The sequence below is a fragment of the Klebsiella sp. H-Nf2 genome, assembly GCF_002806645.1.
In the GTDB taxonomy this organism is placed as follows: Bacteria; Pseudomonadota; Gammaproteobacteria; order Enterobacterales; family Enterobacteriaceae; genus Klebsiella; species Klebsiella variicola.
Window position 1 is genome coordinate 584191 of sequence record NZ_PIBL01000001.1, and the last position, 17404, is coordinate 601594.

The 17404-nt window shown below is 60.9% G+C and carries 16 protein-coding genes; 8 read left to right on the plus strand and 8 right to left on the minus strand.

Annotated elements, in window-relative coordinates; all coding sequences use genetic code 11:
• Window positions 1–3 precede the first annotated feature (3 nt).
• The 3 genes from CWM58_RS02870 to ltnD are packed head-to-tail and all read right to left on the minus strand — an operon-like array spanning window position 4 to window position 2796.
• Entirely contained in the window at window positions 4–624 is a 621-nt protein-coding gene (locus CWM58_RS02870) for an aldolase (protein WP_100680178.1), read from the minus strand.
• Window positions 617–1882, minus strand: a complete 1266-nt coding sequence (gene otnK / locus CWM58_RS02875; protein WP_100680179.1) for a 3-oxo-tetronate kinase — start codon at window positions 1880–1882, stop codon at window positions 617–619. The genes CWM58_RS02870 and otnK overlap by 8 nt, the downstream gene beginning before the upstream one ends.
• Window positions 1883–1893: 11 nt before the next feature.
• Window positions 1894–2796 carry an L-threonate dehydrogenase gene (gene ltnD, locus CWM58_RS02880; RefSeq protein WP_100680180.1) on the minus strand — a complete coding sequence of 301 codons (903 nt, stop codon included), beginning with the start codon at window positions 2794–2796 and terminating at the stop codon, window positions 1894–1896.
• A gap of 260 nt (window positions 2797–3056) precedes the next feature.
• Between ltnD and CWM58_RS02885 the strand changes: the two genes are divergently transcribed.
• On the plus strand, window positions 3057–3818 hold the full coding sequence (locus CWM58_RS02885; RefSeq protein WP_074385925.1) for a DeoR/GlpR family DNA-binding transcription regulator: 762 nt from the start codon (window positions 3057–3059) through the stop codon (window positions 3816–3818).
• Between the two features lie 18 nt (window positions 3819–3836).
• On the opposite strand, the gene blaLEN is transcribed toward CWM58_RS02885, so the two are convergent.
• Window positions 3837–4697 carry an LEN family class A beta-lactamase gene (blaLEN, locus tag CWM58_RS02890; RefSeq protein WP_100680181.1) on the minus strand — a complete coding sequence of 287 codons (861 nt, stop codon included), beginning with the start codon at window positions 4695–4697 and terminating at the stop codon, window positions 3837–3839.
• 294 nt (window positions 4698–4991) lie between these two features.
• Here blaLEN and CWM58_RS02895 point away from each other — a divergent pair, with 294 nt between their 5' ends.
• Both CWM58_RS02895 and CWM58_RS02900 read left to right on the plus strand, forming a co-directional pair.
• Window positions 4992–5252 carry a hypothetical protein gene (locus CWM58_RS02895; RefSeq protein WP_008804980.1) on the plus strand — a complete coding sequence of 87 codons (261 nt, stop codon included), beginning with the start codon at window positions 4992–4994 and terminating at the stop codon, window positions 5250–5252.
• Window positions 5253–5339: 87 nt separating this feature from the next.
• Window positions 5340–6428 (plus strand): AAA family ATPase, encoded by a 1089-nt coding sequence (locus CWM58_RS02900; RefSeq protein ID WP_100680182.1) that lies wholly within the window; start codon window positions 5340–5342, stop codon window positions 6426–6428.
• 30 nt (window positions 6429–6458) lie between these two features.
• On the opposite strand, the gene CWM58_RS02905 is transcribed toward CWM58_RS02900, so the two are convergent.
• Window positions 6459–7724 carry an MFS transporter gene (locus CWM58_RS02905; protein ID WP_008804978.1) on the minus strand — a complete coding sequence of 422 codons (1266 nt, stop codon included), beginning with the start codon at window positions 7722–7724 and terminating at the stop codon, window positions 6459–6461.
• A 54-nt stretch (window positions 7725–7778) separates the two neighbouring features.
• The gene (locus tag CWM58_RS02910; RefSeq protein WP_100680183.1) at window positions 7779–10886 is read right to left on the minus strand and encodes a beta-galactosidase; all 3108 of its coding nucleotides are present in this window, start codon (window positions 10884–10886) and stop codon (window positions 7779–7781) included.
• 196 nt (window positions 10887–11082) lie between these two features.
• On the opposite strand from CWM58_RS02910, the gene CWM58_RS02915 reads away from it, so the two are divergent.
• Together CWM58_RS02915 and CWM58_RS02925 are read left to right on the plus strand one after the other, a co-directional pair.
• The gene (locus tag CWM58_RS02915) at window positions 11083–12147 is read left to right on the plus strand and encodes a LacI family DNA-binding transcriptional regulator (protein ID WP_100680184.1); all 1065 of its coding nucleotides are present in this window, start codon (window positions 11083–11085) and stop codon (window positions 12145–12147) included.
• A 265-nt stretch (window positions 12148–12412) separates the two neighbouring features.
• Window positions 12413–12853 (plus strand): GNAT family N-acetyltransferase, encoded by a 441-nt coding sequence (locus CWM58_RS02925; RefSeq protein WP_100680186.1) that lies wholly within the window; start codon window positions 12413–12415, stop codon window positions 12851–12853.
• 52 nt (window positions 12854–12905) lie between these two features.
• Here CWM58_RS02925 and CWM58_RS02930 read toward each other — a convergent pair whose 3' ends face one another.
• Window positions 12906–13121, minus strand: coding sequence for a DUF4177 domain-containing protein (locus CWM58_RS02930; RefSeq protein WP_004205985.1), 216 nt, complete (start codon window positions 13119–13121; stop codon window positions 12906–12908).
• Window positions 13090–14187: a transcriptional regulator FtrA gene (ftrA, locus tag CWM58_RS02935; RefSeq protein WP_100680187.1), complete on the minus strand. Its 1098-nt coding sequence runs from the start codon at window positions 14185–14187 to the stop codon at window positions 13090–13092. The genes CWM58_RS02930 and ftrA overlap by 32 nt, the downstream gene beginning before the upstream one ends.
• Window positions 14188–14254: 67 nt before the next feature.
• Here ftrA and CWM58_RS02940 point away from each other — a divergent pair, with 67 nt between their 5' ends.
• The 3 genes from CWM58_RS02940 to urtA all read left to right on the plus strand — a co-directional run bounded on the left by CWM58_RS02940 (window position 14255) and on the right by urtA (window position 17347).
• On the plus strand, window positions 14255–14653 hold the full coding sequence (locus tag CWM58_RS02940; RefSeq protein WP_100680188.1) for a rhodanese-like domain-containing protein: 399 nt from the start codon (window positions 14255–14257) through the stop codon (window positions 14651–14653).
• A 148-nt stretch (window positions 14654–14801) separates the two neighbouring features.
• A complete protein-coding gene (locus CWM58_RS02945) occupies window positions 14802–15905 on the plus strand; it encodes a cobalamin-independent methionine synthase II family protein (protein ID WP_100680189.1) in 1104 nt (367 codons plus the stop codon).
• 170 nt (window positions 15906–16075) lie between these two features.
• Window positions 16076–17347 carry an urea ABC transporter substrate-binding protein gene (gene urtA, locus CWM58_RS02950; protein ID WP_012968272.1) on the plus strand — a complete coding sequence of 424 codons (1272 nt, stop codon included), beginning with the start codon at window positions 16076–16078 and terminating at the stop codon, window positions 17345–17347.
• The last annotated feature ends 57 nt before the right edge of the window (window positions 17348–17404 follow it).

Below are 17404 nucleotides of genomic sequence, written 5' to 3' on the forward strand. Positions count from 1 at the left end.
GTTTTATCTCAGTTCATCCACTTCGTCAGTGGTCAGGTAGCGGATCTCACGGTTGCCGAGGGTAAATATCAGCCGCGCGGTCTCTTCCAGCTCTTCGGTATTGTTGGTGGCTTCACGCAGCGATGAGCCGGTGACCACCGGACCGTGGTTGGCCAGTAAAAAGGCGTTATAGCGCGGCGCCAGCCCGGCCAGCGCCTGGGCAATACGGTCATCGCCCGGTCGGTAGTAGGGAACCACCGGGACGTCGCCGACACGCATCACCACGTAGGGGGTAAAGGGACGAATACAGTTGTGCGGATCGAGCCCCTGCAGGCAGGAGAGCGCGGTCAGATAGTGGCTGTGCAAGTGGACGATCGCCTTGCAGGCCGGGTTGTGCAAATAGACCGCCCGGTGAAAAGTGACCTCTTTCGACGGTTTGTCGCCGGAGATCCATTCACCTTGCAGCGTCACCACCGACAACCGATGTGCCTGCAGTTCGCCGAGGCAGGAGCCGGTCGGCGTCGCCAGCAGGTTGCCGTCCGGCAGCAGCAGCGACAGATTGCCGGCGGAGCCAGTGGCATAGCCGCGGCTAAACAACGAGGCGCCAATCTGCACCATTTCATCTCGCAGCTGTTGCTCAGTCATGACGAAACTCCTGCTGGGCACGGGCAAAGAAGTGAATATCGCCGAAGTTACCTGACTTCAGCGCCAGGGAGAGCGGCTGGCGGGTGTCACGCACCCACGGCACGCCGGGGGAGATGGTCGGCCCAATATGGAACGCCTCGACCCCCAGCGTCTGCGCCACAATGCTTGATGTTTCGCCTCCGGCCACAATAAACCGGGTAAATCCTTTCGCCTTCAGGGCGGCGGCAAGGGCGGCAAACAGCTGTTCCACCCGTTCGCTGCTGGCCTTGTCGCCATACTGCGCCTGGATCCGCTGCAGCGTTTGCGGCTCGGTGGTGGCATAGATCATCGGCGCCAGCGGGGCATCGCGCTGCGCGTCCACCCAGTCTGTCAGCGTCGCGACATAGCTCTCCAGATCGGTAAAGCAGGCGCTTAAGTCGACGGCGCGGGCGGGGGCCTGTTCACGATAGGCCGCCACCTGGCTGTTGGTCATCACCGAGCAGGAGCCCGAGAGCACCACCGCCGGGCCGGCCAGCGGCATGCCCGCCTGAGCGCTTTCACCCCGGGCGCCATGACGTTGCGCCCAGTCGCGGGCGAGGCCGATGGCGAGACCGGAACCGCCGGAGACCAGCTTCATCTCTCGCAGCGCTGCGCCCTGGGTGAGCAAATCCTGTTCACTGAGGGCGTCGAGCACCACATAGCGCACCGCCGGATCGCTGATTGTCGCCAGCGCGGCGGCGACCGCCTCCGGTCCCCGGTCGACAATCGGCCAGGCAATCAGCGCGGCTTTTCCGCGCCCCTGGCGCTCAATTAAGCGGCCCAGGTGCGCATCCTCCATCGGCGTCACCGGATGGTGGCGCATCCCGGACTCATTCAGCAGTTGCTCGCCGACAAACAGATACCCCTGATAGACCGTGCGGCCGTTCACCGGCAGCGCCGGGGAAATCACCGTCCGCGTCTCGCCCAGCTCGGCCAGCAGGGCATCCAGCACCGGGCCAATGTTGCCCTGCGCGGTGCTGTCGAACGTGGAACAGTACTTGAAGTAGAATTGCTGACAGCCCTGGGCCTGCAGCCAGCGCAGCGCGGCCAGTGACTGGCTGACGGCGCTTTCCGCCGGGCAGGAGCGGGTTTTCAGGCTGATGACCACCGCCTCGCTGGTCAGCGGAAGATCGCGGGTCGGCACGCCATTCAGTTGCACCGTCGGCATGCCGTTGCGCACGAGAAAGCTGGCGATATCCGTGGCGCCGGTGAAGTCATCGGCAATGACACCAAGCTGCATGTTATCTCTCCTCACTGTTTGTGGCCCGGCAGAGTGATGCCGTTGAAAATCTTGATCACCGCGCTGTCATCTTCCCGGCCGAATCCGGCATTGCTGGCGGAGGTGAACATATTTAGCGCGGTGGTAGCGAGCGGCAGCGGGAAGGTCAGCGCCCGGGCGGTGTCATTCACCAGACCGAGATCTTTGACAAAAATATCGACGGCGGATTTTGGCGAGTAATCGCCATCCAGCACGTGCTGCATGCGATTCTCAAACATCCAGGAATTACCCGCCGCGTGTGTCACCACGTCGTACATCGTCTCCAGCGGGATCCCGGCGCGGGCGGCCAGCGCCATCGCTTCGGCGGCAACGGCGATATGCACCCCGGCCAGCAGCTGATGAATAATCTTTACCGTCGAGCCAAGGCCAATGTCGCTCCCGATGCGGTAGACTTTGCCGGCCACAGCGTCCAGCACCGGCGCGAGGCGGGCAAAGGCGGCATCGCTCCCGGAGGCCATCACCGTCATGTCGCCAGCGGCCGCTTTCACTGCGCCGCCCGATACCGGCGCGTCAAGCATCAATAGCTGGTATTCTGCCAGCGCCGCGGCCATCGCCTGGGCATCGGCGGAGGCGATGGTGGACGACACCATCACGACGGTGCCCGGCTTCAGATGGGCGGCGAGGCCGGTTTCGCCGAACAGGATCCCCCGCACCTGGGCGGCATTGACCACCAACAGCACGACCGCATCCAGTTCAGCGGCGAAAGGCACCGCGCTGGGTCCCGCGCCTTTGGCGCCCGCCTCCAGCAGTGCGCGACAGTTGTCGGGGTTGATGTCAACGCCCCAGGTGTTCAGGCCCGCCTGCAGGCAGGCGCGGGCGGCGCCCATGCCCATTGAACCCAGTCCAATCACGCAGACGTTAGTGTGTGCAGCCATGATGGTCTCCTTGTGAATATTAGTTAATTAATGTGATTTAATGATAGAATAAAGCGTTATCATGTGAAGTTATGTGAGAGCTATCACGAATAACCTACATGAATATAAAAAATTCACAGGCGGAAAGAGGCTGCACAACGGCGATTCTTGCCCTAAAATAGCGTAAAAACAGCGGCAAAGCGCGATAACAACACAGCGTGTCGCCAGGTCCGCAGCCCGAGTGGTGATGCCTGGTGTGAAAAAATGGTAAGGGGAGAGCGGTGATTCCAATAGAACGACATCAGCGTATTTTAGCCCTGGTGGAGCAGCGTGGGGCGGTAAGCATCAATGAGCTGACGGAGATCCTCGGCGTGTCCCATATGACCATCCGTCGGGACGTCAGTAAACTGGAGGAACAGGGGCTGCTGGTCAGCGTCTCGGGCGGCGTTCGCGCCGTCAGCCGGCTGGCCACAGAACCCAGTCATCTGGTGAAAAGTACCCTGCAGAGTGAGGAGAAACAGGCGATTGGCGCACTGGCGGCGAGTCACATCGCCAAAAACAGCTGTATCTATCTGGATGCCGGGACCACCACCCTGGCGCTGGCGCGGGCGATCCTCGACCGGGATGATCTGCAGGTGGTCACCAATGATTTTGAGATAACCCAACTGTTGATCGATGCCAGCCAGTGCGGCGTGATCCACACCGGTGGTACCCTGTGCCGGGAGAACCGCTCCTGCGTGGGCGAATCGGCGGCGCGAACGTTACGCCACCTGGCTATCGATACGGCCTTCATCTCCGCCAGCGGCTGGGACAGTCGCGGTATTTTCACCCCTGATGAGAACAAGGTTACCGTCAAGGAGACCGTCAGCCAGGTCAGCGCAAGAAGCATCCTGCTGTGCGACAGTTCGAAATACAATCAGGTGGCCACGTTTATGGCGTTACCCTTGACCCGGTTCACCACCATCATTACTGACCGGAATCTGTCCGATGCCGCCGCCAGTCATATCGCCCGGCACGCCTGCGAGGTGCTGAGGGCCGGATAACGCGTGCCTACCGCCGGGTTAGCGTTGCCAGTGCTCTATCAGCGCTGCGCCGATCCCGGCGATATGTTGATTACGCTCGGCCATACTCGCCGGGGTATCCCGCAGATAGATTACCACAATGCGCTCCGCTTTGCCGTCCGGGCCGAGCAGGGCGACAATGCCGCGCGCACCCCGTTCGCCAGCCCCGGTCTTGTCGGCGATAAACCAGCCCGCCGGCAGCACGGCGCGGATCAGCGGGCCGGCAACCCGATCGTCCACCATCCACTGCAGGAGCTGGTGCTGTGAACGGGCGCTCAGATGCTGCGCGGTCAGTAGTTTACGCAGCGTGGCGGCCATGCTGGCCGGGGTAGTGGTGTCGCGCATGTCGCCGGGAAGCGCCTCATTCAGTGCCGTTTCCCAGCGGTCAAGGCGGGTGACGTTGTCACCGATTTGGCGCAGAAAGGCGGTCAATCCCGCGGGGCCGCCGATGGTGGCCAGCAGCAGATTGCCGGCGCTGTTATCGCTCAGGGTGATGGCGGCGGCGCAGAGTTCGCCGATCGTCATCCCGTCGACAAGGTGTTTTTCGCTGACCGGGGAGTAGTCCACCAGATCCTGCTGGCGGTAGTGGATCCGCCGATCCAGTTGTTCGACCCCGGCATCCACCCGCGCCAGCACCGCGCCGCACAGCAGCACTTTAAAGGTGCTCACCATGGGAAAGCGTTCATCGGCGCGCCAGGCGGCCAGCGTGCGGCCGCTGGCCAGATCCATTTCCACCATCCCCACGCGGCCCGACAGCTGGCTTTCGCTTTGTTTAATCTGCTCAAGCGGCTGTGGACCGGCGTCTACCGCCAGTGGCAGGGTGGCTAACAGGGAGATAACACACAGGCGAACATAACGCATAACCGCAATACTTCCTTGAGTGAGGGCCGATAAAGGCGAGCAAAGGAGCGACAAATAAGAATAACCCGGCGTTTTGCTGATTCACAATTCCTCTTTTTTCCTTCATCATTTGTCATCTTTTATTTCGAATAATCAATATTTAGCCCAGCCTCAGCACGCTATTTTTTGACTCAAGGCCGCGATGAACTATAAGAAAGTACGTAATACCGCACTCTGGCTGGCGCCGCTTGCTGACGATAACGCCCGCCGGTCTCCGCGGTTCGCCAATGATATACGCCATCCCGGGAGGAACTGGTGCACCCGATAATTAAGGTCATGCTGGTGGGAGGTAAGGCCGACGGGCTGTTGGTCAGCGTCGCCGATGACGCGACCGAGGTCTCGGTGACGCCTGCGCAGTACGGTGCCCCATCCGGGCAACCGCTGAGCTATCGTATTGTCAGTCAAACCATTGACGATGAACGCTATTATTTTGGCGTCTTCAGTGAAGCCCATCAGGATAGCGACAAGCTGACGCGGGTGGCGTTGACCCGTGGAATGAAAAAAATGTTCTGTTAAGCCATGCCCGAAAAGGGAGCATGAGAAGGTAACCCTGGCGCCGCTATGCTACTGTGGCAGCCTTCTATTTCCAGGGCAGGACCTATGATGATTCAGTACATCCGTATTCAAAACTTTCGCTCGGTCAGGGATATCGCGCTGGAGCTCGGGCCGCTGAACATTGTCTTCGGCCCCAACGGCTGCGGCAAATCCAATATTTATAACGCCATCCACCTGCTGACCGCCGCCGCTGACGGCAAGCTGTCGGGGTTTATCAGCGAAGAGGGCGGCCTGGAGAATATGATGTGGTCCGGGGAGCGTTCGCCCGTTGATCGTCATCCCCGCCGTCTGCAAATCGCCTGCCGGACCGACAGCTTCGATTATGAGCTGCAGATAGGCTTCCCGGAAAAATTGCCCTATCCGACGCAGTTCATGCTCGATCCCATCGTTAAAGAAGAGAACATCTGGCTGGCCGGCTACTCCCGCCGGCCTTCCTCCCGCGTACTGCAGCGTAAGAATCAGGCGGCGTTTCTCGTCGATGTGACGGGGGAGAAAAGTACGTTCACTGAGAGCATCTATGAAAACGAGTCGGTGTTCGGTCAGCTCGGCGAACCGCATCGTTTTCCCGAAGTGTCGCGGGTGCGGGAGACCCTGCGCCGCTGGCGGTTTTATCATGAATTCGCTATCGGCCGCCATTCGCCGTTGCGTCAGCCGGCCGTGGGGTACCGTTCGCCAGTGCTCAACAGCGACGGCCATAATCTGGCGGCCGCCTTTCAGACCATTGTCGAAATTGGCGCGGAAGAGATTTTGCACGAGATCCTCGCCGACGCCTTTCCTGGCTGCCAGTTTTACTGTGAAAACGAGCAGTCACGTTTCGCCCTGAAAATGCGTCGCGAGGGGATCCGCCGCCCGCTGCTGGCGGCGGAGATGTCTGACGGTACGCTGCGCTTTCTGTGCCTCGCCGTTGCGCTGCTCAGCCCACGCCCGCCGGCCTTTCTGGCGATCAATGAACCGGAGAACAGTCTGCATCGCGACATGTTGCCCGCGCTGGCCCGGCTGATTATCGAGGCCTCGCGCTACAGCCAGATCTGGCTGACCAGCCACTCGGCAGAGCTGGCGGAGCTGATTGCCACCGGAGCGCCTTGTCAGCGCTATGCCCTGGAGAACCGCGGCGGGGAGACGCGGATTGTCGAGTGAGTCCCGTCGTCCCTGACGGGGGCGCCGGAGTCAGGCGGGGGTCTGCGTCCCCGCAGCAGGCAGCAGATTTTTCCCGCCCCGTAAGGTAAAGAACGAGAGCAGGGTGAAGCTCAGGGTGATACACCCGAGGATCAGATAGGCCTGATGGAAGCCGACGGTGTCGTACATCCGGCCGACCCAGGCGGAAAGCACCACCCCGGAAAGCTGTTTCGACAGGTTAAAGCCGATCAGAAACAGGGTGGCCGAGAGCCGCGGGTTAAAGGCGGAAGAGATATATTTAAAGGTCCCAACCAGCAGGAAGGGGATCTCAAACATATGCAGCATCTTGAGGATCACCACCTCCACCGCCGATGAGGCAAAAGACGACCCGAGAATACGCACCGACATGATCATCCCTGCGGTCAGCAGGGCGTTTTTGGCGCCGATGCGGTTAACGATGGCCGGGGCGCAGAACATAATTAGCGCGTTGAGCAGCTCGCCGCCGGTGGTAACAAAGCCAAACACTTCGGTCCCGCGCTGCGGGCTGGCGAAAAAGCTTTTGAAAAAGTTGGCGAACTGCTGGTCAAACACGTCATAGACGCTGGCGACGCCGATCACATAGACGATAAAGCCCCAGAAGCGCGGCATACGCAGCAGCTCTGCCGCCGTGCGCAGCGAAAAGGCCTGGCGATTGGCGCCCAGCGCCTCGATAACCTCGGCGCTGTTGCTGCTTTCCGGTCGCGACAACCAGAGCAGCAGACCGAGCACCAGCGCAAAACCGGAGGCGATCCAGAAGGTGATGTTGGGATCGATGCCGAACAGCACGCCGGTTATCGAGGCGCACAGCGCCCAGCCGACGCAGCCTGCGACCCGCACTTTGCCATATTCAAAGCGGTTGGCCCGGCTGACGCGTTCGATATAGGCTTCCACCGCCCCGGAGCCGCTGGAGAAAACAATCCCCAGATAGATCCCGCCCGCCAGCGCCCCGGCGATAATATTCATTTGCAGCAGCGGTGAAAAAACGAAAATAAAGAACGGTGCGAAAAGAATTAACAGCACCGTAATAGTCCACAGCAGATGTTTGCGCAGGCCGAGCTTATCCGACATCAGGCCAAACACCGGCTGAAAAATAATGGCGAATAACGAAATAGACGAGAAAACGATCCCGGTTTCCGTTTTGGTTAAATGGTTAACGTCCGCCAGCCACACCGGAAAAAACGGAAAGTAGGCCGACATAATGAAATAGTAAAAGAAAAAAAACAGCAGGAAATAGACAAAATTATGCCGTTCTCGTGGCGCCAGTTCAGAGAATTTCATCACCATGATCCCTTGTTATTCTGTTTGTAGGGTGGGGGCTGTCGCCCCCACGGATTAAAGGCAACGCAATGAGACCTCGTACTGCCAGCGCGTTTGGCTCAGGAGCCACTGCGGTAGCACGCTAGGGGTCCAGGAGTCATCGCCGCCCACCCCCATATGCAGGCCGTCGAGGGTGATCCACACGCCGTCTTCGGCCTGCATCTTGTGCCAGTGGTCGGTCTCTATCAACTGACGGGTACTCCACGGCTGAACGGAGAAGTGGAAATGACCGCTGACGTGCCAGCGTCCCCAGTCCAGCGTCTGGGTATCACAGCGCAGGCCGTTTTCCGTCGGGAAGATGTAGGGCGTCGTCATCGCCGCCAGCGGCAGCTCCCAGCGGGCGAAGCAGGCGCTGCTCCGCCGGTCGGGGTAGTTCTCATGCGGCCCCAGCCCCAGCCAGCTCACCGGCGCCTGCTGATCCGCCACCTGGAAGTGCAGCCCGACCCGCGGCAGCGGCGGTAGGGTTTCTGCCCGTTCGCCGTCCACCGCCAGCCGCAGCGTACCGTCCGCGGTGAAGTGCATGCGCCAGTGGCTGACAATCACTACCTCTTCGCCGCGCAGATAGTGCCAGCGGCAGTCGACGAGGGTTTCATTTGCCAGGCGCTGCGCATCGCACTGGACGCAGTGCGCCTCAAGATCGTACAGACCGGCGCTTTTCCAGCGCTCCACCCAGGCGTTGGGGTCGATGCGCTCTACTTCGCTGACCCCGATGTCGTTGTCGAGCGGCGCGCGAATAAACTGGTCACGCAGGGGGGTCAACAGCTGCTCCTGACCGCCAACCAACCAGCGGCTCAGCAGACCCGTCCGGCGATCGATGGTCCAGCATTGCGAACCGGCGCGGATCTGCCAGACCTCGTCGCTGACGATAAGATCCGGAGCGCCGGCAGACACCGTGGGCGCCGGCAGCGCCAGCGGGGCGGGCAGGGGAAACTGTTGCCAGGCGACGCGGTGTTCCGCTTCTGACCAGGCGGTCGCCCGGGGCTGGGTCACCTCCAGCGTCAGCCACACCGCGCGGGCGCCTTCAGGCAGGATCAGGCTATCGAGCAGCGTTATCTCGTCGCTGCCCTCAGGGGGCAGCGCCAGGGTCAGGTTGCCGTGATACAGGGTTTCACCGGCCGACTGCACCTGCCAGCGCACCACTTCGTTATCGGTTGGACGGAACAGGTATTCGCTGGTGATGCGCACCCGCAGCGGCGAGGTCGACAGCAGCGTGAACTGAAAATATTGCTGGGCGTGCTTCGCCTCCACCAGCGACGGATGCGGCGTGCGATCGGGAAACACCAGACCGTTCATACAGAACTGGCGATCGTTAGGCTTATCGCCAAAGTCGCCGCCATAGGCCCAGCCGACGCTGCCGTCGTCAAAGATTTTGCGGATCGCCTGATCGGCCCAGTCCCAGATAAACCCGCCCTGCAACCGCGGATACTCGCGGAAGGCCTGCCAGTAATCGGCGAAGTTGCCGAGGCTGTTGCCCATCGCGTGGGCATATTCACAAAGGATCAGCGGCCGCTGCTCGCCGGGCAGGCTGATCCATTTTTTGATCCCCCATTTGGGTACCGCCGGGATCGGCTGGTCGCGTTCGACGCGGGCGTACATCGGACAGATAATATCGGTGGCGGTGGTATCCGCGCCGCCGCCCTCGTACTGCACCGGACGGCTCGGGTCGTTGCGTTTCAGCCAGTGGTACAGCGCTTCGTGGTTACCGCCGCCGCCGGACTCGTTGCCCAGCGACCAGATGATAATGCACGGATGGTTGCGGTTGCTCTGTACCATCCGGGTGATGCGGGCGCTGAAGGCTGGCAGCCACGCCGGATCGTCGGACAGCCGATTCATCGGCACCATCCCATGGGTTTCAATATTGGCTTCATCGACCACGTACAGACCGTAGCGGTTGCAGAGTTCATACCAGCGCGGCGCGTTGGGGTAGTGAGAGCAACGCACGGCGTTAAAGTTGTTCTGCTTCATCAACAGAATGTCCTGCACCATATCCGCCTCGGTGACCACCTGACCGCGCAAATGATGATGCTCATGGCGGTTAACGCCGCGGATCAGCAGCGGTTTGCCGTTGAGACGCAGCAGGCCATCGGCAATCTCGATGCGGCGAAAACCGATGTCCCATGCTTCGGCCTCCAGCAGTTCGTCGCCGCGCCACAGGGTGACCACGGCGCGATAACAGTTCGGAGTTTCCGCGCTCCAGTGCGCCGGCGTCGCCACCGCCAGGGAGAAATCGACCCGTTCCGCGTAGTGGCCGCGTTCATCCACCGCCGGGGTGCCTAATGGCTGCCGCCCGGCGGCGACCTGCTCCTCGCCGCGCCACAGGCTAACCCCGACGCTGAGCCCGGCAAGCGCCGCCTCTGTCGCTTCGATCGTCGCCTGGACCTGCAGAGTGCCATCGCGGTAGAGGGCGTCGAGGGCTGGCGTCAACTGCACGTCGCATAGCCGTTGCTGCGGCTTATTCAGCAGCCACACCGAGCGGAAAATGCCGCTCATTCGCCACATATCCTGGTCTTCCAGCCAGCTGCCGGCGCTCCAGCGCATGACCATCACGCACAGGCGGTTGTCGCCTGGACGCAGGAAGGGGCTGAGATCGAACGCTGCCGGCAGGCGACTGTCCTGTGAATAGCCGACCCAGACGCCATTGCACCACAGATGAAATGCCGAGTTGACGCCATCGAAAATAATCTGCGTCTGTCCATCCGCGCGCCAGGCTTCTTCGATCTCAACGTGCAGGGAATAACAGCCGGTCGGGTTATCCTCCGGCACCCGCGGTGGCGTGGTATCGATGGGATAGCGGACGTTGGTGTAGATCGGCGCGTCATAACCCTCCATCTGCCAGTTGGAGGGCACTGGCGTGCCGCGGCTGTCCGGCAGATCCTGCGTCAGCCACTGCGCATCGACGGCGAACGGGCTGCGGGCGTAAGCGAACTGCCACTCACCGTCCAGCTGACGGCGGCGTGTGGAGGGATGGTTATCCCGGGCGGCAAGCTCATCGCGCCAGCTGGCGAAAGCGGGATGCGCCGGCAGGCGGTTAAGGTGGGTAATGGTTTGGTTCTGCCAGTCTTCACGGGCGAGGACGGCGTGAAAGTCGGGCGTGTGGCTGTGGCCGGTATCGCAAATTTGTATTTTAATCCCCGGTAAGTCAGAAAATGTCGTTCGCTAAACAGGATGATTAACGTTATCGGGTAATTTGTTTTTTCCAGCAATCACGCTGAAAATGAAATGAACAGACGATCACGAAAGCGGGGGCAAAACGCTGTTTTTTGTCGCGCGTTAAACATAAAATGTTAGCGCACGACATTGTTATCGCTGAGGAGAAAATATGCCGCGTCGTACCGCAACCCTGGAGGATGTCGCCCGCGCGGCGGGGGTCTCCCAACAGACGGTCTCCCGGGTGCTGAACCGTCCTGAGGTGGTGTCAGCCCGCACCCGGGAACAGGTGATCCGCGCGATGCAGACGCTGCACTACGTGCCTAACCGCTCGGCGCAACTGCTTGCCGGCAAGGCGGCGCCCTCCATCGGGCTAATTACCGCCTCGCTGACGCTGCATGCCCCCTCGCAGATCGCCGCCGCGATAAAAAGCCATGCCAGCCTGCATCAGCTGGAAGTGGCGATAGCGATGCCGGCGCAGGCCGATTTTGTCGCGCTACAGGCGCGGCTGGATGAGCTGCGCGCTCAGCATATTCGCGGGGTGATCGTCAGTCTGCCCCTGGAGAGCGCCACCGCCGAGCGGCTGGTGCAAGAGAACCCGGATATGGCCTGCCTGTTTCTTGATGTCTCTCCGGAGGCCGATGTCTGCTGCGTGCGCTTCGACCACCGCGACGGCTGCGGAGCCTGCGTGCGCCACCTGTGGGAGCTGGGGCATCTCGAATTCGGCCTGCTGGCGGGCCCGGAAAGTTCGGTTTCCGCCCGTCTGCGCCTCGCCAGCTGGCGCGAGGCGCTGCACAGTCTGAATATCGCTCGCTCAACAACGGTGTTCGGCGACTGGAGCGCCGCCAGCGGCTGGCAAAAAACGTTCGAGCTACTGCATCTGCAGCCGCGGATCAGCGCCATTGTGGTGGCGAACGATCAAATGGCGCTCGGCGTGCTCAGCGCGCTGGCACAGCTTAATCGCAGCGGTAGCCGGGCGGTATCGGTGACCGGCTATGACGACACTGCCGACAGCCTCTATTTCCAGCCGCCGCTCACTACGGTGGCGCAGGACTTCGATCTGCTGGGCAAGCGGGCGGTGGAGCGGCTGATCGCCCTGATGGCGGCACCGCAGCTGCGGATCCGCGAGCTGCTGCCGACCCGGCTTATCGTGCGCCAGTCGGCCTGGCCTGCCGCCGTCGCGGAGGACCAGCAGCAGACCCTCGCGCAGCTGAAAGCGCTGGTGGAAAAACTTTAGCGCAGGCCGTTGAGGCTTTATTGAGGTTGACTCTGTTATCCTCGGCATCAAACGTAGAGAGGTCAGGATTATCTGTCTGCGGAAAATGCAAAACACAATCTATCCATGCAAGCATTGATTTACCGCCAGTCATATGGCGGTTTTTTTTTGCCGTCGCCAGCCTCTATCGTTTTCTTCCGTTCGCCTTTCCGCCTGGCATATCCTGCCGCGGCATGCTAGATCTTGCTTCCGGGGATCCATCCGCGAGACGACGGGAGGCAAGGTTATGATGGTGATAGAGGGTAAAGAGGCGATCGCGCGGGTGGACTGGCAGCGGGTGCGAACCATTATCGCCGAGGCCGGATTGAATGAGCGCGATGTTCAGCAACTGGAGCAGGCGTTCCGCCAGAGCACCTTCTGCTGGTTTGGCTATGAGAACGGTCAACTGATTGCCGTGGCGCGAGCTATCAGCGACTGTACCTGGAGCAGCTATCTGTCGGATGTGGCGATCGTCCCCGCCCGTCAGGGGCAGGGTTACGGACAACAGTTGATGCTGGCCATCCGGGAGCAGTTGCTTCCCTTTGGCAAAATTTTTATCTATGCGGTCGCCGATAAAATTACATTTTATCAGCGCTTTGGTTTTGCCATGCTGACCACTGGCATGGTCTGCGCCAGCGAGGAGGGCATGCACAACATGCAGGAGCAGGGTTATATCCGTCAGCCCTGAAAGCAGGCGCTTAGAAACGCCTGGCTTAAACGTGTAAACCAGGCGCAGGCTGTCAGAGGGGGCGTTCGAGCACGAAAAGATACGCTTCCCGCGACCAGAACAAAGCGGTGCGGCGGCGCTCCACCGACATGGTTTTCACTTCCCATCCTTCACGGGTATAGCTGCTGAGAAACTGGCTCATTTTGTCAGGGTCAGCCTTGGCTTCGCCAAAAAACAGGCTGCCCAGCAGCCCCTCTTTATAGATCACTACCCGACACTCTTTCTTCATCATCGACCCTCCTGGCGACCCGTTTACTGTTGCTGTCTATTGTCCGTTGCCGCGACGATTTTGCAATCGGAGAAGTAGCAAACTGTTTCCGGTACTGCAGCGGGCTTAGCGCAAACTGCTGGCGAAAATGGTGGCGCAGGGTGCCGGCGCTGGCAAACCCGCAGCGCTCAGCGATCTGATCGATGGACATCGTGCTCTCCGTCAGGTGCTGGCGGGCGCGCAGCAGCCGCTCGTCCAGTAGCCAGCGGGCGGGCGTTTTACCGGTGGCCTCCTCAAAGCGGCGCAAGAAAGTGCGTGGTCCCATGCCGGCGCGCTGGGCGAGGGAAGCGACGGTATGGCTGGCGGCAAGATGCTGGTGCAGATAGTCAAACAGCTGCCCAAGGCGCTGGCTCTCCCGGCTGCGGGCAACCGGGCGCAGGACCTGCTGCGCCTGACCGCCATCGCGATGGGGAGAGACCACCAGGCGGCGGGCGACGACGTTGGCTGCTTCGCTGCCGAAATCCTCGCGCACCAGGTGCAGACAAAGGTCGATCCCCGCCGCGCTGCCCGCGGACGTCATCAGCAAATCATCGCCCACGTAAAGCACATCTTCCACCACCTGGATCTGCGGGAAACGCGACTGCAGCGCCGCGGTGTAGCGCCAGTGGGTGGTCGCCTGCCGGCCATTGAGCAGCCCGGCGGCGGCGAGAACGAACACCCCGGAACAGATGGAAATAATCCGGCATCCGCGGGCGTGGGCGGCAACGAGGGCGGCGCACAGCGCCTCCGGGACCGGGGCGTCGACACCGCGCCAGCCGGGGACCACGATGGTCTCCGCCTGGGCGAGAAGTTCTGAGCCGCCGTCAGCCATCAGGCGGATGCCGCCGGTGGCGCGCAGCGGACCTTCATCGACGGCGGCGACCGCGAACTGGTACCAGTTGTCGCCCATTTCCGGGCGCGGCAGGCCGAAGATCTCCACGGCTACGCCAAACTCAAAGGTGCAGAGTCCATCGTAGGCGAGGGCGATCACCTGATGACGTGACGGTGTCACCGAAGGGGTTGTCAGGATGTTAGCGTTTTCTGTCATGGTTGCCGGCAGATCAGGGTGAGAGGCGTCAGTAAAGTAGTGTTATCACAGACAAGGAGAAGACGCCATGAGTGTAGTAACCCAATTTACCCCCGCCGCTTCCGCTGAGGCTATCCGCTGGTTCCGCCATAAGTTGCATCTTGAGACCGACTGCGCCGATGTGCACAGCGCCCAGCGTGCCGGCGAGGTCGACTTTGTCCTGCTGCACGTGGTCGGCAGCGAGGAAGCCTTCGCCAGACGTCACTTACCAGGCGCGCAGCATCTCCCGCACAGCCAGATCACCGCCGAGCGAATGGCCGCCTGGCCGGCGGAGACCCTCTTTGTGGTCTACTGCGCCGGGCCGCACTGCAACGGCGCCGATATGGCCGCGCTGAAGCTGGCCGAGCTGGGACGGCCGGTGAAAATGATGCTCGGCGGGCTCACCGGCTGGGAGGATGAAGGATTTGCGTTCGCCGACGCTGAATGAATTATTTTCATGTACCATGAAATATTCTCGTTTGCGACCCGCCAACCTGCATGCCAGTATCTGGACATATAGCCATCCAGAAGTCTAAAAATTCAAATAATGAACTATCACGGTGGGCAACTAACGCGCCCACCGCTAAGGAGACAGCATGCAACGTCAACAGGCCCCGTTCCGCGCAGACATCGTCGGCAGTTTTTTGCGCCCGGACAGCATTAAACAGGCGCGTCAGCAGCTGGCTGAGGGGATTATCGACGCCGGTCAGCTACGCGAAATTGAGAATAACGCGATCCGTCATCTGGTTCAGCAGCAATGCGACTGCGGCCTGCATGTGGTCACCGACGGTGAGTTTCGGCGCGCATGGTGGCATTTCGATTTCTTCGATGGCCTGCAGGGCGTTGAACGTTACGATGCCGAGCAGGGGATCCAGTTTAACGGCGTGCAGACCAAAGCGCACGGCGTTCGCGTCACCGGCAAGCTGGCGTTTGGCGACCACCCGATGCTGGAGGACTTCCGCTATCTGAAAAGCATCAGCGGCGACGCGCAGCCGAAGATGACCATTCCCAGCCCGAGCGTGCTGCACTTCCGCGGCGGGCGGAAAGATATTGATGCCACCGTTTACCCGGATCTTAGCGACTACTTCGACGATCTCGCCACCACCTGGCGCGACGCGATCCGCGCGTTTTATGACGCCGGCTGCCGCTATCTGCAGCTGGACGATACCGTGTGGGCCTACCTGTGCTCCGATGCCCAGCGTCAGCAGGTACGCGAGCGCGGCGACGATCCGGATGCGCTGGCGCGCATTTATGCCCGGGTGCTGAACCAGGCGCTGGAAGGTAAGCCGGCCGATCTGACGGTGGGCCTGCACGTCTGTCGGGGTAACTTCCGTTCAACCTGGATCTCGGAAGGCGGTTACGAGCCGGTTGCCGAGGTGCTGTTTGGCGGCGTTAATGTCGATGCCTTCTTCCTTGAGTACGACAACGACCGCTCCGGGGATTTCGCGCCGCTGCGCTTTATTCGTCCCGGCCATCAGCAGGTGGTCCTCGGGCTGATCACCACCAAAAATGGCGAGCTGGAAAATCCGCAGGGGGTAAAAGCGCGTCTCACCGAGGCGGCGCAGTACGTGCCGCTCGAGCAGATCTGCCTGAGCCCGCAGTGCGGTTTCGCCTCCACTGAAGAGGGCAATGCCCTCAGCGAAGACCAGCAGTGGCAAAAAGTCCGTCTGGTGACGTCGATCGCCGCCGACGTCTGGTAATGACTTTCATAGCGCAGCGTTGCACCGTGATGAGGCAACGCTGCCGTCCCCACCGTCTCCGCCGCCCACCTGTCCCGCATCCTGCTGCTTTCACAACCTGGCACCGTTTTTGCCTTATCACCTCTGGTTAGCTGTTAATTCTTTATTTTTGCGCTACTCAGGAGTGAATCATGCAACGTAGAACGTTATTAAAAGCTTTTGCACTCTCCGCCTCTGTTATGGCTATGGGCCTCTCATTCCAGGCCTACGCCGCCGACACCATCAAAGTCGGGATCATGCATTCGCTCTCCGGGACGATGGCGATTTCCGAAACGCCGCTGAAGGACGTCGCGCTGATGGCCATCGACGACATCAACGCCAAAGGCGGGGTACTGGGCAAGAAACTGGAGCCGGTGGTGGTCGACCCGGCCTCCAACTGGCCGCTGTTTGCCGAGAAGGCGCGCCAGCTGCTGGCCCAGGATAAAGTGGCGGTGGTGTTTGGCTGCTGGACATCGGTCTCACGTAAATCGGTGCTGCCGGTGTTTGAGGAGCTGAACGGCCTGCTGTTCTACCCGGTGCAGTATGAAGGGGAAGAGATGTCCCCCAACGTCTTCTATACCGGCGCGGCGCCTAACCAGCAGGCTATCCCGGCGGTGGAATACCTGCTAAGTGAGGATGGCGGCGGCGCCAAACGTTTCTTCCTGCTGGGGACGGACTACGTCTATCCGCGCACCACCAACAAGATCCTCCGCGCCTTCCTGCATGCCAAAGGGATCCAGGACAAAGATATCGAGGAGGTCTACACCCCGTTCGGCTACAGCGATTACCAGACCATCGTCGCCAATATCAAAAAATTCTCCGCCGGTGGCAAAACGGCAGTGGTCTCCACCATCAATGGCGATTCCAACGTGCCGTTCTACAAAGAGCTGGCTAACCAGGGTCTGAAAGCGACCGATGTGCCGGTGGTGGCCTTCTCGGTAGGGGAAGAAGAGCTGCGCGGCATCGATACCAAACCGCTGGTCGGCAACCTCGCGGCATGGAACTACTTTGAGTCCGTCGATAATCCGACCAACAAAGCCTTTGTCGCCGACTATCGCGCGTACGCCAAAGCGCACAAGCTGCCGAATGCCGATACGGTGGTGACCAACGATCCGATGGAAGCGACCTGGGTGGGTCTGCATATGTGGGCGCAGGCGGTGACCAAAGCGGGCACCACCGATGTCGACAAAGTGCGCGAGGCGATGGCCGGGCAGACCTTCAACGCGCCGTCCGGTTTTACCCTGACCATGGATGCCACCAACCATCATCTGCATAAGCCGGTGATGATCGGTGAAATTGAAGGTAACGGTCAGTTCAACGTGGTCTGGCAAACCGATAAACCCGTCCGCGCGCAGCCGTGGAGTCCGTGGATCCCCGGTAACGATAAGAAACCTGACCATCCGGTGAAAACCGTCAGCCAGTAAGCGCCAGGGCCGGCGGGGCTGGAGCATAGCGCCCGTCGGCCGCTGACCAGAGGAGAA